This is a genomic window from Flavobacterium davisii, from assembly GCF_019565505.1.
Taxonomy (GTDB): domain Bacteria; phylum Bacteroidota; class Bacteroidia; order Flavobacteriales; family Flavobacteriaceae; genus Flavobacterium; species Flavobacterium davisii.
In genome coordinates this window covers 862134-876518 of record NZ_CP067378.1, presented here as the reverse complement: position 1 = coordinate 876518, position 14385 = coordinate 862134, and the positions used below count along the sequence as shown (strand labels likewise).

General features: G+C 36.0%; 24 protein-coding genes and 4 pseudogenes. All 28 read left to right on the top strand.

Features of this window, described 5'->3' with window-relative positions; genetic code table 11:
- The 28 genes and pseudogenes from rpsL (at position 1) to rpsM (ending at position 14385) form a co-directional block, all read left to right on the top strand.
- Positions 1–272, top strand: a pseudogene (gene rpsL / locus JJC05_RS19035) (30S ribosomal protein S12).
- Positions 273–384: 112 nt separating this feature from the next.
- A complete protein-coding gene (gene rpsG / locus JJC05_RS04460) occupies positions 385–861 on the top strand; it encodes a 30S ribosomal protein S7 (RefSeq protein WP_088390167.1) in 477 nt (158 codons plus the stop codon).
- Positions 862–872: 11 nt separating this feature from the next.
- Positions 873–3017 (top strand): elongation factor G, encoded by a 2145-nt coding sequence (gene fusA, locus JJC05_RS04455; RefSeq protein ID WP_105195741.1) that lies wholly within the window; start codon positions 873–875, stop codon positions 3015–3017.
- Between the two features lie 11 nt (positions 3018–3028).
- On the top strand, positions 3029–3334 hold the full coding sequence (gene rpsJ, locus JJC05_RS04450; protein WP_014166286.1) for a 30S ribosomal protein S10: 306 nt from the start codon (positions 3029–3031) through the stop codon (positions 3332–3334).
- A gap of 116 nt (positions 3335–3450) precedes the next feature.
- Positions 3451–4068 (top strand): 50S ribosomal protein L3, encoded by a 618-nt coding sequence (gene rplC, locus JJC05_RS04445; protein ID WP_235878804.1) that lies wholly within the window; start codon positions 3451–3453, stop codon positions 4066–4068.
- Complete coding sequence (rplD, locus tag JJC05_RS04440) at positions 4068–4697, top strand: 50S ribosomal protein L4 (protein WP_088390171.1); 630 nt, start codon at positions 4068–4070, stop codon at positions 4695–4697. Before rplC ends, rplD begins: the two co-directional genes overlap by 1 nt.
- A gap of 6 nt (positions 4698–4703) precedes the next feature.
- Positions 4704–4991 (top strand): 50S ribosomal protein L23, encoded by a 288-nt coding sequence (rplW, locus tag JJC05_RS04435; protein WP_088390173.1) that lies wholly within the window; start codon positions 4704–4706, stop codon positions 4989–4991.
- Positions 4992–5001: 10 nt separating this feature from the next.
- A pseudogene (rplB, locus tag JJC05_RS04430) lies at positions 5002–5825 on the top strand (50S ribosomal protein L2).
- A gap of 6 nt (positions 5826–5831) precedes the next feature.
- Positions 5832–6110: a 30S ribosomal protein S19 gene (rpsS, locus tag JJC05_RS04425; RefSeq protein WP_014166281.1), complete on the top strand. Its 279-nt coding sequence runs from the start codon at positions 5832–5834 to the stop codon at positions 6108–6110.
- Positions 6111–6118: 8 nt separating this feature from the next.
- Positions 6119–6529 carry a 50S ribosomal protein L22 gene (gene rplV, locus JJC05_RS04420; RefSeq protein ID WP_105195740.1) on the top strand — a complete coding sequence of 137 codons (411 nt, stop codon included), beginning with the start codon at positions 6119–6121 and terminating at the stop codon, positions 6527–6529.
- Positions 6530–6534: 5 nt separating this feature from the next.
- Positions 6535–7277: pseudogene (gene rpsC / locus JJC05_RS04415) on the top strand (30S ribosomal protein S3).
- Positions 7278–7295: 18 nt separating this feature from the next.
- Positions 7296–7721, top strand: coding sequence for a 50S ribosomal protein L16 (gene rplP, locus JJC05_RS04410; RefSeq protein WP_088390179.1), 426 nt, complete (start codon positions 7296–7298; stop codon positions 7719–7721).
- Positions 7722–7732: 11 nt separating this feature from the next.
- On the top strand, positions 7733–7924 hold the full coding sequence (rpmC, locus tag JJC05_RS04405; RefSeq protein ID WP_088390181.1) for a 50S ribosomal protein L29: 192 nt from the start codon (positions 7733–7735) through the stop codon (positions 7922–7924).
- 15 nt (positions 7925–7939) lie between these two features.
- Positions 7940–8197, top strand: a complete 258-nt coding sequence (gene rpsQ, locus JJC05_RS04400) for a 30S ribosomal protein S17 (RefSeq protein ID WP_073311703.1) — start codon at positions 7940–7942, stop codon at positions 8195–8197.
- Positions 8198–8199: 2 nt separating this feature from the next.
- Entirely contained in the window at positions 8200–8568 is a 369-nt protein-coding gene (gene rplN / locus JJC05_RS04395) for a 50S ribosomal protein L14 (protein WP_014166275.1), read from the top strand.
- An 11-nt stretch (positions 8569–8579) separates the two neighbouring features.
- On the top strand, positions 8580–8891 hold the full coding sequence (gene rplX / locus JJC05_RS04390; protein WP_088390183.1) for a 50S ribosomal protein L24: 312 nt from the start codon (positions 8580–8582) through the stop codon (positions 8889–8891).
- A gap of 2 nt (positions 8892–8893) precedes the next feature.
- Positions 8894–9445 (top strand): 50S ribosomal protein L5, encoded by a 552-nt coding sequence (rplE, locus tag JJC05_RS04385; protein WP_088390185.1) that lies wholly within the window; start codon positions 8894–8896, stop codon positions 9443–9445.
- Between the two features lie 3 nt (positions 9446–9448).
- Positions 9449–9718: a 30S ribosomal protein S14 gene (gene rpsN, locus JJC05_RS04380; protein WP_014166272.1), complete on the top strand. Its 270-nt coding sequence runs from the start codon at positions 9449–9451 to the stop codon at positions 9716–9718.
- An 80-nt stretch (positions 9719–9798) separates the two neighbouring features.
- Positions 9799–10197: a 30S ribosomal protein S8 gene (gene rpsH / locus JJC05_RS04375; RefSeq protein ID WP_088390187.1), complete on the top strand. Its 399-nt coding sequence runs from the start codon at positions 9799–9801 to the stop codon at positions 10195–10197.
- Between the two features lie 14 nt (positions 10198–10211).
- A complete protein-coding gene (gene rplF / locus JJC05_RS04370) occupies positions 10212–10757 on the top strand; it encodes a 50S ribosomal protein L6 (RefSeq protein WP_088390189.1) in 546 nt (181 codons plus the stop codon).
- Between the two features lie 11 nt (positions 10758–10768).
- A complete protein-coding gene (gene rplR, locus JJC05_RS04365; protein WP_088390191.1) occupies positions 10769–11122 on the top strand; it encodes a 50S ribosomal protein L18 in 354 nt (117 codons plus the stop codon).
- A gap of 6 nt (positions 11123–11128) precedes the next feature.
- Positions 11129–11653: a 30S ribosomal protein S5 gene (rpsE, locus tag JJC05_RS04360; RefSeq protein ID WP_127822890.1), complete on the top strand. Its 525-nt coding sequence runs from the start codon at positions 11129–11131 to the stop codon at positions 11651–11653.
- Between the two features lie 12 nt (positions 11654–11665).
- Complete coding sequence (gene rpmD, locus JJC05_RS04355) at positions 11666–11848, top strand: 50S ribosomal protein L30 (protein ID WP_088390195.1); 183 nt, start codon at positions 11666–11668, stop codon at positions 11846–11848.
- Positions 11849–11860: 12 nt separating this feature from the next.
- A complete protein-coding gene (gene rplO, locus JJC05_RS04350; RefSeq protein ID WP_105195773.1) occupies positions 11861–12313 on the top strand; it encodes a 50S ribosomal protein L15 in 453 nt (150 codons plus the stop codon).
- Positions 12314–12327: 14 nt separating this feature from the next.
- Positions 12328–13673: pseudogene (gene secY, locus JJC05_RS04345) on the top strand (preprotein translocase subunit SecY).
- A gap of 1 nt (position 13674) precedes the next feature.
- The gene (gene infA, locus JJC05_RS04340) at positions 13675–13890 is read left to right on the top strand and encodes a translation initiation factor IF-1 (protein ID WP_026725626.1); all 216 of its coding nucleotides are present in this window, start codon (positions 13675–13677) and stop codon (positions 13888–13890) included.
- 1 nt (position 13891) lies between these two features.
- Positions 13892–14008: a type B 50S ribosomal protein L36 gene (gene ykgO / locus JJC05_RS04335; protein ID WP_014166264.1), complete on the top strand. Its 117-nt coding sequence runs from the start codon at positions 13892–13894 to the stop codon at positions 14006–14008.
- A 2-nt stretch (positions 14009–14010) separates the two neighbouring features.
- Positions 14011–14385 (top strand): 30S ribosomal protein S13, encoded by a 375-nt coding sequence (gene rpsM / locus JJC05_RS04330; protein WP_088390201.1) that lies wholly within the window; start codon positions 14011–14013, stop codon positions 14383–14385.

Genomic DNA, 14385 nt, shown 5'->3' with positions numbered 1-14385 from the left:
GTGTATACTACTACACCTAAAAAGCCAAACTCAGCAATGCGTAAAGTTGCGCGTGTGCGTTTGACTAATGGTAATGAAGTAAATGCTTACATCCCGGTGAAGGACACAATCTACAAGAGCACTCGATAGTATTAGTTAGAGGTGGAAGGGTAAAAGATTTACCAGGAGTTAGATACCACATCGTACGTGGTGCTTTGGATACTGCCGGAGTTAACGGTCGTTTACAAAGAAGATCTAAATATGGTGCTAAACGCCCTAAAGATAAAAAGTAATTTTTAATTAAGTGATTAGTGATTAGTGATAAGTGAATAGTGATAGGCTCAAGGGCGTAAATGCTTAAACTTAAACTTTAAACTTTAAACTTTAAAAAAGTAACAAAAAGAAATGAGAAAAAGACAGGCCAAAAAAAGACCTCTTTTACCAGATCCAAAATTTAACGATCAATTAGTTACACGTTTCGTGAATAACTTAATGTGGGATGGTAAAAAATCGACAGCTTTTGCAGTATTCTACGATGCTTTAGAAATCGTTGAGAATAAAAAACAAGATGCTGAAAAAACATCATTAGAAATTTGGAAAGACGCTTTAACAAATGTTATGCCTCACGTAGAAGTTCGTTCTCGTCGTGTAGGAGGTGCTACCTTTCAAATTCCAATGCCTATTCGTCCAGATAGAAAAATTTCTATGTCGATGAAATGGTTGATTCTTTATGCTAGAAGAAGAAATGAGAAATCTATGGCGGCTCGTTTAGCGTCTGAAATTTTAGCTGCGGCTAAAGAAGAGGGGGCGGCTGTTAAGAAAAGAATGGATACTCATAAAATGGCGGAAGCTAATAAGGCATTCTCTCACTTTAGATTTTAATTCGTAAAGAAATGGCAAGAGATTTAAAATATACTAGAAATATTGGTATTGCTGCTCATATCGATGCAGGTAAAACGACCACTACAGAGCGTATCTTATTCTATACAGGTAAGTCTCACAAAATTGGTGAGGTGCACGATGGTGCTGCTACTATGGACTGGATGGCTCAGGAGCAAGAAAGAGGGATTACTATTACTTCGGCAGCTACTACTTGTACTTGGAATTTCCCAACGGAACAAGGAAAAAACATTGCAGATTCTAAGCCTTACCACTTCAATATTATCGATACTCCAGGTCACGTTGACTTTACAGTAGAGGTAAACCGTTCATTACGTGTATTAGATGGTTTAGTATTCTTGTTCTCTGCGGTTGATGGTGTTGAACCTCAATCTGAAACGAACTGGAGATTAGCTGACCAGTACAGAGTTCCTCGTATGGGATTCGTAAACAAAATGGATCGTCAAGGTTCTAACTTCCTTAATGTGTGTCAACAAGTTAAGGATATGTTACGTTCTAATGCGGTAGCTATTACTTTGCCAATTGGTGAGGAAAATGATTTTAAAGGGGTAGTTGATTTAGTGAAAAATCAAGCTATTGTATGGCATGATGAAACGCAAGGAGCTACTTTTGATATTATCGATATTCCTGCTGATATGGTGGATGAGGTAAAACAATACCGTTCTATATTAATTGAAGAAATCGCTTCTTACGATGAAAACTTACTAGATAAGTATATGGAAGATGAGAATTCAATTACTGAAGAAGAAATTAATACGGCATTACGTGCGGCTACAATTGATATGGCTATTATTCCTATGTTATGTGGATCATCATTCAAAAACAAAGGAGTTCAATTCATGTTAGATGCCGTTTGTAAATATTTGCCATCTCCTTTGGATAAAGAAGGTATCGAAGGTATTCATCCTGATGATGCTGATTTGTTAGAAGAAGATCAAAAGAAAATCTTGCGTCGTCCAGATGTAAAAGAGCCGTTTGCGGCTTTAGCATTTAAAATTGCTACGGATCCTTATGTGGGTCGTTTAGCTTTCTTCCGTGCTTATTCTGGTCGTTTAGATGCAGGTTCTTATATCTTGAACACGCGTTCAGGAAACAAAGAGCGTATTTCTCGTATCTACCAAATGCACGCTAACAAGCAAAACCCAATCGAATATATCGAGGCTGGTGATATTGGAGCTGCTGTAGGTTTTAAAGATATCAAGACGGGTGATACAATGTGTGATGAGAAAAATCCTATCATCCTTGAATCAATGAAATTCCCTGATCCGGTAATCGGTATCGCTATTGAGCCTAAAACTAAGGCTGACGTAGATAAAATGGGTATGGCTTTAGCTAAATTAGCTGAAGAAGATCCAACGTTTACAGTTAGAACTGATGAGGCTTCTGGTCAAACGATTATTTCTGGTATGGGTGAGCTTCACTTAGATATCTTAGTTGACCGTATGAAACGTGAGTTTAAGGTTGAAGTAGATCAAGGTGAGCCTCAAGTAGAATACAAAGAAGCTTTCACTAAAACTGCACAACACCGTGAGGTTTATAAAAAACAATCGGGTGGACGTGGTAAATTCGGTGATATCGTTTTCCGTTTAGAGCCTGCTGAAGCTGGTACTGTAGGATTAACGTTTGTTAACGAAGTAAAAGGTGGTAACGTTCCTAAGGAATATATCCCAGCTGTTGAAAAAGGTTTCAGAGAAGCTATGAAGCAAGGTCCTTTAGCAGGATATGTTGTAGATAGCTTAAAAGTAACTTTATTAGACGGTTCATACCACGCGGTGGATTCAGATGCTTTATCTTTCGAATTAGCTGCTAAGTTAGGGTACAAAGAAGTAGCTAAAGCTGCTGGTGCTGTAATCCTTGAACCAATCATGAAAATTGAAGTTATTACTCCAGAAGAAAACATGGGTGATATCGTAGGTGACTTAAACCGTCGTCGTGGTCAAGTAAATGATATGGGTGATAGAAACGGTGCTAAGACTATTAAAGCAAACGTTCCATTATCAGAAATGTTTGGTTATGTAACTACTTTAAGAACTTTATCTTCAGGTCGTGCTACATCAACTATGGAATTCTCTCACTACGAAGAAACTCCATCTAACATTTCAGAGGCAGTAATTAAGAAAGCTAAAGGTAACGCTTAATTTTTAAGAAAATGAGTCAAAAAATCAGAATAAAATTAAAATCTTACGATCATATGTTGGTTGATAAATCAGCAGAAAAAATCGTAAAAACTGTAAAAAGTACAGGTGCAGTAGTTACGGGTCCAATTCCATTACCTACTAACAAAAAGATTTTCACTGTGTTACGTTCTCCGCACGTAAACAAAAAATCAAGAGAGCAATTTGAAGTTAGTTCATACAAAAGATTGTTAGACATCTATTCTTCATCTTCAAAAACTATCGATGCTTTAATGAAATTAGAGCTTCCAAGTGGAGTAGAAGTTGAGATTAAAGTGTGATAAATTACTCAAATTAAAATATTTAAGCATTATGTTTTGAAATTCAAAACATAATGCTTACTTTTGCGCACTCAAAATTAGAGTTTTATATATTATTAATAATTAATTATTTAAGTATGTCTGGGTTAATCGGAAAGAAAATCGGAATGACTAGCATCTTCGACGAGAACGGGAAAAACATCCCTTGTACTGTTATTGAAGTTGGTCCTTGCGTTGTTACCCAAGTCAGAACCAATGAGGTTGACGGGTATGAGGCTCTTCAACTTGGTTTCGATGACAAATCTGCAAAGCACACAAATAAAGCTGCTGAAGGTCACTTCAAAAAAGCTGGAACGGTTGCGAAAAAGAAAGTTGTTGAATTCCAAGGATTTGAAAATGAGCACAAATTAGGTGATGTAATCACTGTAGACTTATTCGCAGAAGGTGAATTTGTAGATGTTCAAGGTGTTTCTAAAGGTAAAGGTTTTCAAGGGGTTGTAAAACGTCACGGTTTTGGTGGTGTTGGACAAGTTACTCACGGTCAACATAACCGTTTAAGAGCGCCAGGTTCAGTAGGTGCTTCATCTTATCCTTCTAGAGTATTCAAAGGAATGCGCATGGCAGGAAGAATGGGTGGAGACAATGTTAAAGTTCAAAATCTTAGAGTTTTAAAAGTAGTAGCTGAAAAGAACCTACTTGTTGTTAAAGGATGTATTCACGGGCATAAAGACTCTTATGTAATCGTTCAGAAGTAATGGAAGTAAAAGTATTAGATATCAACGGAAAAGATACTGGAAGAAAAGTACAGCTTTCTGATTCAGTTTTCGCAATTGAGCCTAATAACCATGCTCTTTACTTAGATGTGAAACAATATTTGGCTAATCAACGTCAAGGTACACATAAAGCAAAAGAAAGAGCAGAAGTTACTGGAAGTACTCGTAAAATTAAAAAACAAAAGGGTACAGGTACCGCTCGTGCAGGAAGTGTTAAGTCTCCATTGTTTAAAGGAGGAGGGACAGTTTTCGGTCCAAGACCAAGAAATTATTCTTTTAAATTGAATAAAGCTTTAAAACGTTTAGCTCGTAAATCAGCTTTAACTTTAAAAGCGAAAGAATCTAACTTAATCGTATTAGAAGACTTCGGTTTCGAAGCTCCAAGTACTAAAAATTTTATTAACGTTTTAAAAGCGTTAGGGTTAGAAAACAAAAAATCATTGTTCGTTTTGGGAGGTGAAAACAAAAATGTTTACTTATCATCTCGTAACTTACAAAAATCTTCTGTGGTTCTTAACTCAGAATTAAGTACTTATGCGATATTAAACGCAAATAATTTAGTTCTTTTAGAGGGATCTTTAGAAGGAATCGAACAAAATTTAAGCAAATAATAGGCCATGAGTATTATTATAAAACCTATCGTTACAGAAAAAGTAACTAAAGACGGTGAAGTATTCAATCGTTTTGGTTTCGTTGTATCTAAAAAAGCAAACAAAGTAGAAATTAAGAAAGCTGTTGAGGCTGCTTATGGTGTTACTGTTGTTAATGTTAATACAATGAATGTACGTCCAGATCGCACTACTAAATATACAAAAAGTGGTATGATAGCTGGTAAAACTAATGCTTACAAAAAAGCAATCGTACAAGTTAAAGAAGGAGAAACAATTGATTTTTACAACAACTAAGTAAAGTAAGATGTCAGTAAGAAAATTAAAACCTATTACCCCGGTCAGCGTTTTAGAGTTGTTAATGGTTTTGACGCTATTACAACTGATAAGCCGGAGCGTTCATTAATCGCACCGAAAAAATCATCTGGAGGTAGAAATAGTCAAGGAAAGATGACTATGCGCTATACAGGCGGTGGTCACAAGCAAAGATATCGTATCATCGATTTCAAAAGAACTAAAGATGGAATTCCAGCTACAGTTAAATCAATCGAATACGATCCAAACAGAACTGCTTTTATCGCGTTATTAGCTTATGCTGATGGTGAAAAAAGATATATCATTGCTCAAAATGGTTTAAAAGTAGGACAAACTGTTATTTCAGGTGCTGATGTGGTTCCAGAAATCGGGAACACTATGCCATTAAGCAAAATTCCTCTAGGAACAGTAATTTCTTGTATTGAGTTACGTCGAGGTCAAGGTGCTACTATCGCTCGTTCGGCTGGTACATTTGCTCAGTTAATGGCTCGTGATGGTAAATATGCTACTATTAAAATGCCTTCTGGAGAAACGAGATTGATCTTGTTAACTTGTACTGCAACTATCGGTGCAGTTTCTAACTCTGATCACCAGTTAATCGTTTCTGGTAAAGCGGGTAGATCAAGATGGTTAGGTAGAAGACCAAGAACAAGACCAGTAGCAATGAACCCAGTTGATCACCCAATGGGTGGTGGTGAAGGACGTTCGTCTGGAGGTCACCCACGTTCAAGAAAAGGTTTACCAGCTAAAGGTTATAGAACCCGTTCTAAACAAAACCCGAGCAACAAGTATATTGTAGAACGTAGAAAGAAATAATAAGATATGGCACGTTCATTAAAAAAAGGACCTTTCGTACACTATAAGTTAGAAAAGAAAGTATTGGAGAATGCTGAGGCAGGAAACAAGAATGTTGTTAAAACTTGGTCTAGAGCTTCAATGATTACTCCAGATTTCGTAGGACAAACAATCGCAGTTCACAACGGTCGTCAATTTGTTCCAGTATATGTTACTGAAAACATGGTAGGACACAAGTTAGGTGAGTTTTCACCAACTAGATCTTTTAGAGGTCACGCTGGAGCTAAAAATAAAGGTAAAAAATAAAAGAAGACATGGGAGTTCGTAAAAGAGAAACGGCAGAAGCAAGAAAAGAGGCTAACAAGTCTATCGCGTTTGCTAAGTTAAATAACTGCCCTACTTCACCTAGAAAAATGCGCTTAGTAGCAGACTTGGTAAGAGGTCAGAAAGTAGAATATGCACTAAATATATTAAGATTTAGTCAAAAAGAAGCTTCAAGAAAATTAGAAAAACTATTATTATCCGCAATTAATAACTGGGAGCAAAAAAATAGTGAAGGTAATGTAGCTGAAGCAGGCTTATTCGTAAAAGAGATCAGAGTGGATGGTGGTATGATGTTAAAAAGATTACGCCCAGCACCACAAGGTCGTGCACACAGAATTAGAAAACGTTCTAATCACGTAACTATCGTATTAGGATCAATTAATAACACACAAAGCAATTAATAAAGATGGGACAAAAGACTAATCCAATCGGAAATCGCCTTGGTATCATCAGAGGATGGGATTCTAACTGGTATGGTGGTAATGACTACGGTGATAAAATCGCTGAAGATTACAAAATCAGAAAGTATATCCACGCTCGTTTATCAAAAGCTAGTGTGTCTAAAGTAATTATTGAAAGAACTTTAAAACTTGTAACCGTTACTATCACTACGGCTCGTCCGGTATCATTATTGGTAAAGGCGGTCAAGAGGTAGACAAGTTGAAAGAAGAACTTAAGAAAATTACTGACAAAGAGGTTCAAATCAACATCTTTGAAATTAAAAGACCTGAATTAGATGCTTATTTAGTAGCTAATAGTATTTGTCGTCAAATTGAAGGGCGTATTTCTTATAGAAGAGCAATCAAAATGGCTATTGCAGCTTCTATGAGAATGAATGCTGAAGGTATCAAAGTAATGATTTCTGGTCGTTTAAACGGTGCTGAAATGGCACGTTCAGAAAGTTTCAAAGAAGGACGTATTCCTCTATCAACTTTCAGAGCTGACATCGATTATGCTTTAGCAGAGGCTCACACTACTTACGGTAGAATGGGTGTTAAAGTATGGATCATGAAAGGTGAAGTTTACGGTAAAAGAGATCTTTCTCCACTTGTAGGTATGGATAAAAAAGCTGCACAAGGTGGTAAAGGTGGTGATGCTCCACGTGGTGGAAAATCAAACGGTAAACAAGGAGCTCGTAAAAGAAAGTAATTTTTAAATTAAAGAAAAATGTTACAGCCTAAAAGAACAAAATACCGTAAGGTACAGAAAGGTAGAATGAAAGGGAACTCTAATAGAGGTCACGAACTTTCAAATGGAATGTTTGGAATTAAATCTGTTCACGAAACAGGTGCTTTCTTAACTTCACGCCAAATCGAAGCGGCTCGTATTGCAGCAACTCGTTTTATGAAACGTGAAGGGCAATTATGGATCAAAATTTTCCCAGACAAACCTATCACTAAGAAGCCTCTTGAAGTACGTATGGGTAAAGGTAAAGGTGCAGTTGAATACTGGGCTGCTGTTGTTAAACCAGGAAGAATTATGTTTGAGGTAGGTGGTGTGCCACTAGCTGTTGCAAAAGAGGCCTTACGTCTTGCAGCACAAAAATTACCAGTAAAAACTAAATTCGTCGTTGCTAGAGATTTCGAAGCATAATATATAAAATTATGAAACAGTCAGAAATTAAAAATCTATCTGCAGCTGAGTTACAAGAAAAGCTAGTTCAATTAAAAAAGACCTATGCCGACTTAACAATTGCTCATGCTATTTCTCCAATCGAGAATCCACTTCAAATTAGAAGTTTAAGACGTTCAGTGGCAAGAATTGCAACTGAATTAAGCAAAAGAGAGCTTCAATAAAATTCAGCTGAAAAGATGGAAAAAAGAAATTTAAGAAAAGAAAGAATCGGTGTAGTTACGTCTAACAAAATGGATAAGTCTATTGTTGTTTCTCAAGTAACAAGAGTAAAACACCCATTATATGGTAAGTTCGTGTTAAAAACTAAAAAATATGTTGCACACGACGAAACAAACGACTGTAACATTGGTGATACAGTAAAGATCATGGAAACAAGACCTTTGTCTAAATCTAAATGTTGGAGATTAGTTGAAATTATTGAAAGAGCGAAATAATTATGGTACAACAGGAATCAAGACTAAAAGTAGCAGATAATACGGGAGCTAAAGAAGTTTTAACTATCCGTGTTTTAGGTGGAACAAAAAGACGTTACGCCTCAGTTGGTGACAAAATTGTAGTAGCTATCAAAGATGCAACTCCTAACGGAAACGTTAAGAAAGGTGCGGTTTCAACTGCAGTGGTTGTTAGAACCAAAAAAGAAGTAAGAAGAGCTGATGGATCTTATATTCGTTTCGATGATAATGCTTGTGTGTTATTAAATGCAGCAGGTGAGATGAGAGGAACTCGTGTTTTCGGTCCAGTAGCTAGAGAACTTCGTGAAAAACAATTCATGAAAATTGTATCATTAGCACCAGAAGTGCTTTAATTATTATTATGATGATGAAGCTAAAATTAAAATCAGGAGATACAGTAAAAGTTATCGCTGGTGACCACAAAGGTGCTGAAGGTAAAGTTTTACGTGTTATTCGTGAAAAAAACAAAGCGGTAGTTGAGGGTGTAAATATGGTGTCTAAGCACACTAAGCCAAGTGCTAAAAATCCTCAAGGTGGAATCGTTAAAATGGAAGCTCCTATCCACGTTTCTAACTTAATGTTAGTAGATGCTAAAGGTAATGCTACTAAAGTTGGTTTTAAAGTAGAGGGAGATAAGAAAGTAAGATTTTCAAAAAAATCTAATCAAGTATTATAGTAATGGCTTATATACCTAGACTAAAAGAAGAATATAAGAGCAGAGTAATTGCTGCTCTTACAGCTGAATACGGTTACAAAAACGTAATGCAAGTTCCTAAATTGGAAAAAATCGTTTTAAGTAAAGGAGTAGGAGCTGCAGTGTCAGATAAAAAACTTATCGATTACGCTGTTGAAGAGTTAACGAAAATTACTGGGCAAAAAGCGGTTGCTACTATCTCTAAAAAAGACGTTGCGTCTTTCAAATTGAGAAAAGGTATGCCAATCGGTGCTAAGGTAACTTTACGTGGAGAAAGAATGTATGAATTTTTAGATCGTTTAATTACGGCTTCTTTACCGCGTGTAAGAGATTTCGGTGGTATCAAATCTACAGGTTTTGACGGTAGAGGAAACTACAACCTTGGAGTTCTTGAGCAAATTATCTTCCCTGAAATTGATATTGATAAAGTAAATAAAATTACGGGTATGGATATCACTTTCGTAACATCTGCACAAACAGATAAGGAAGCAAAATCATTATTAGCTGAATTAGGTTTACCTTTTAAAAAGAATTAAGACATGGCTAAAGAATCAATGAAAGCCCGCGAGGTGAAAAGACAAAAAACGGTAGAAAAATACGCAGAGAAAAGAAAAGCTTTGTTAGAAGCTGGAGATTATGTATCTTTGCAGAAATTACCAAAAAATGCTTCGCCAGTTCGTTTACATAATCGTTGTAAATTAACAGGTAGACCAAGAGGGTATATGCGTCAATTCGGTATTTCACGTGTAACTTTCCGTGAAATGGCAAACCAAGGATTGATACCGGGAGTTAGAAAAGCTAGCTGGTAAAATTATAAAAGAGATTATTAACAGGTTATAGGTTCAACCCACGAGTGTGGGTTGAAAACCATAACCGCAATTTTGTTTATATGTATACAGATCCAATTGCGGATTTCTTAACAAGAATTAGAAATGCATCGAAGGCAAGCCATAAAGTGGTGGAAATTCCTGCGTCTAATTTAAAGAAAGAAATCACAAAAATCTTATTCGATCAAGGTTATATCCTTAGCTACAAATTCGAAAATGAGACTGTTCAAGGAACAATCAAAATCGCTTTAAAGTACGACAAAGAAACTAGAGAAGCGGTAATCAAGAACATTCAAAGAATTAGTAAACCAGGTTTACGTAAGTATGCAGGTGCCACTAAATTACCTAGAATTTTAAATGGTTTGGGTATTGCTATCGTTTCTACTTCTAAAGGAGTAATGACTGATAAGCAAGCTAGACAATTAAATGTAGGTGGTGAGGTAATTTGTTACGTATACTAAAAAAGAGTTAAGAGATGTCAAGAATAGGAAAAAGTCCAATCGCCATTCCAGCTGGTGTGACTGTTGAATTGAAAGATTCGGTTATCACTGTAAAAGGAAAATTAGGGCAACTTTCTCAAGAGATTACTGACAACGTAACAGTAACTGTTGAAGAAAATCAAGTTCTTGTTTCAAGAGCTGCCGATAGTAAAGAAGAAAGAGCTCAACATGGTTTATTTAGAGCTTTAATTAATAACATGATTACTGGTGTATCTACTGGTTTTACAAAAGAATTAGAATTAGTGGGTGTTGGATACCGTGCTTCTAATCAAGGAAATAAACTTGATTTAGCTTTAGGGTATTCTCATAATATCATTTTAGAAGTAGCTCCAGAGGTAACTGTGGAAACGGTTTCTGAAAAAGGTAAAAACCCTATTGTAAAGCTAACTTCTTTCGACAAACAATTAGTAGGGCAAGTAGCGGCTAAAATCCGTTCTTTCCGTAAGCCTGAACCTTACAAAGGAAAAGGTATCAAGTTTGTAGGTGAAATATTAAGAAGAAAAGCAGGTAAATCAGCTTAAAAAATAAGATTATGTCATTAACAAAATCTGAAAGAAGACAAAGAATACAGTACAGAATCAGAAAAATTGTAAGCGGTACAGCTGCAAGACCTCGTTTATCTGTATTCAGAAGTAACAAAGAAATCTATGCTCAGCTTATAGATGATGTAAATGGTGTTACGTTATTAGCAGCTTCTTCTCGTGAAAAAGAAGTAGATACTAAAGGTACCAAAATTGAAGTAGCAGCAGTAGTAGGTAAATTACTTGCTGAAAGAGCTTTAAAAGCAGGTATCGATACAGTAACATTTGATAGAGGTGGTTATTTATACCATGGTCGTGTTCAATCATTAGCAGAAGGCGCTAGAGCAGCTGGATTAAAATTCTAAGAAATTATGTATCATAATTATAAAAACGTAGAACTAGTAAAGCCGGGAGGTCTTGAATTGAAAGATCGTTTGGTTAGTGTAAATCGTGTTACTAAAGTTACTAAAGGTGGTAGAGCATTCGGTTTCTCTGCTATTGTAGTAGTAGGTGACGAGCACGGTGTTGTAGGACACGGATTAGGAAAATCTAAAGACGTTTCTGAAGCAATCGCAAAAGCAGTTGAGGATGCTAAGAAAAATTTAGTGCGTATTCCTTTGAGTGGACAATCAGTACCTCACGAACAAAAAGGTAAATTTGGTGGAGCTAGAGTATTATTAATGCCTGCTTCTCATGGTACTGGAGTTATTGCTGGTGGTGCTGTTCGTGCCGTACTAGAATCAGTAGGTGTACACGATGTATTGTCTAAATCTCAAGGTTCTTCTAACCCTCACAATGTGGTAAAAGCAACTTTTGATGCTTTATTGCAGATGAGAAGTGCGACTACTGTTGCTAAACAAAGAGGAGTTTCTCTAGAGAAAGTATTCAAAGGTTAATTCAAGGAAATTATGGCTAAGATATTAGTAAAACAAGTAAAAAGCGTTATTAATTGTTCTCAGGATCAAAAGAGAACAATGCAAGCTTTAGGACTTCGTAAAATAGGGCAAGTAGTTGAGCATGAGGTAAATCCTGCTATCCTTGGAATGGTAAATAAAGTTAAACACTTAGTTTCTTCTGAAGAAGCTAAATAACAAATGACTGTTATGAATTTAAGTAATTTACAGCCAGCTGAAGGTTCAACACATAACCAAAATAAAAGAGTAGGTAGAGGAGAAGGTTCTGGTAAAGGTGGTACCGCTGCACGTGGTCACAAAGGAGCTAAATCTCGTTCAGGTTATTCTAAAAAGATTGGTTTTGAAGGAGGTCAAATGCCACTTCAAAGACGTGTTCCTAAGTTTGGATTCAAAAATATCAACAGAGTGGAATATCAAGGTGTAAATTTAGACACTTTACAAGCTCTAGTTGATAATGGTGTTGTGGCAGATACAGTAGATTTTGCTACTTTGGTTGCAAACCGTTTAGCTACTAAAACTGAAGTTGTTAAAATTTTAGGTAGAGGTGAGCTTAAAGCTAAATTAAAAGTTAGTGCACATAAATTCACAGCATCTGCTAAAGCCGCTATAGAGGCAGCTGGAGGGGAAGCTATAGAATTATAAATTTTCTAGACACGATGAAAAAATTTATTGAATCGTTACAAAACGTTTGGAAAATTGAGGAACTAAGAAACAGAGTCCTATTTACTTTAGGACTCCTGTTAGTTTATCGTTTTGGAGCTCACGTAACATTACCGGGAATTGATGCAACTAAGTTGCAAGGATTAACTAATCAAACCGATAAAGGTATTGGTTGGTTAATTAACGTATTTACGGGAGGTGCTTTTTCACAAGCATCTGTTTTTGCGTTGGGTATAATGCCTTACATTTCAGCTTCTATTGTAGTGCAGTTAATGGGAATTGCTATTCCTTATTTACAAAAATTACAAAAAGAAGGTGAAAGCGGAAGAAAGAAAATGAACCAAATTACAAGATGGTTAACTATTGGTATAACGTTAATTCAGGGGCCAGGTTATATTTATAACTTGTACCGAACGTTGCCAAGTGAAGCATTTTTATTAGGGTTTAATTCATTTGCTTTCTTGTTTTCGTCTGTGTTAATACTAGCTACTGGTACTCTTTTTGCGATGTGGTTAGGTGAAAAAATAACAGATAAAGGTATTGGAAACGGTATTTCGTTGTTAATCTTAGTAGGTATTGTTGCTCGTTTACCACAAGCATTTGCTCAGGAGTTTTCATCTGCTGTTTCTCAAAACAACGGAGGTTTAATGAAGATTGTTGTAGAAATCATCGTGTGGTTACTTGTAATTATTGCCTGTGTTTTAATGACTATGGCAGTTAGAAAAGTAGCAGTGCAGTATGCACGTCGTACTGTTTCTGGAGACTTAGAACAAGACTTAATGGGAGGTAATCGTCAGTTTATTCCTTTAAAGTTAAATGCTTCAGGTGTTATGCCTATCATTTTTGCACAAGCTATTATGTTTATACCTGCTGCTGTAGCTGGTTTATCATCTTCTGAAACAGCTCAATCAATCAGTACAAGATTCCAAAATATATTTGGTTGGGAGTATAACTTGGTGTTTGCTACGTTAATTGTAATTTTTACGTATTTTTACACCGCTATTACTATGCCAACTACAAGAATGGCTGATGATTTAAAAAGGAGTGGTGGTTTTATTCCGGTGTTAAACCAGGTTTAGAAACAGCAGACTTTTTAGATCATGTGATGTCTTTAATTACATTTCCGGGAGCTATTTTCCTAGCATTGTTAGCTGTGTTCCCAGCTATTGTTATGAATGTTTTAGGAGTGCAACAGCAATGGGCTTTGTTCTTTGGAGGTACATCACTCTTGATTTTGGTTGGGGTTGCAATCGATACAATTCAACAAATCAATTCATACTTGTTAAATCAGCATTATGATGGTTTGATGAAAACGGGTAAAAACAGAAAGGCAGTAGCTTAATATGGCAAAACAATCAGCAATTGAACAAGACGGAACCATAATTGAAGCATTATCAAATGCAATGTTCCGTGTAGAATTAGAAAACGGGCATGTTGTAATTGCTCACATTTCTGGAAAAATGCGTATGCACTACATCAAATTGTTACCCGGTGACAAAGTGAAACTAGAAATGAGCCCTTACGATTTGTCTAAAGCAAGAATTACTTATAGATACTAAAATGAAAGTAAGAGCATCAATTAAGAAAAGAAGTGCAGAATGCATTATCGTTCGCAGAAAAGGAAGATTATACGTTATTAACAAAAAGAATCCTAGATTTAAACAAAGACAAGGATAATTATGGCAAGAATAGCAGGGGTAGATATACCTAAAAACAAAAGAGGTGTCATAGCTTTGACATATATCTTTGGAATTGGAAAAAGTAGAGCTATTGAAATTTTAGAAAAAGCTCAAGTAAGCCAAGATAAAAAAGTGTCTGAATGGAATGACGATGAAATCGGTGCAATCCGTGAAGCGGTTTCTTATTACAAAATTGAAGGAGAATTACGTTCAGAAACTTCGTTAAACATCAAACGTTTAATGGATATCGGATGCTACAGAGGAATCCGTCATAGATCGGGTCTTCCTTTAAGAGGGCAAAGAACTAAGAACAATTCTAGAACAAGAAAAGGTAAAAGAAAAACTGTTGCTAATAAGAAGAAAGCAACTAAATAA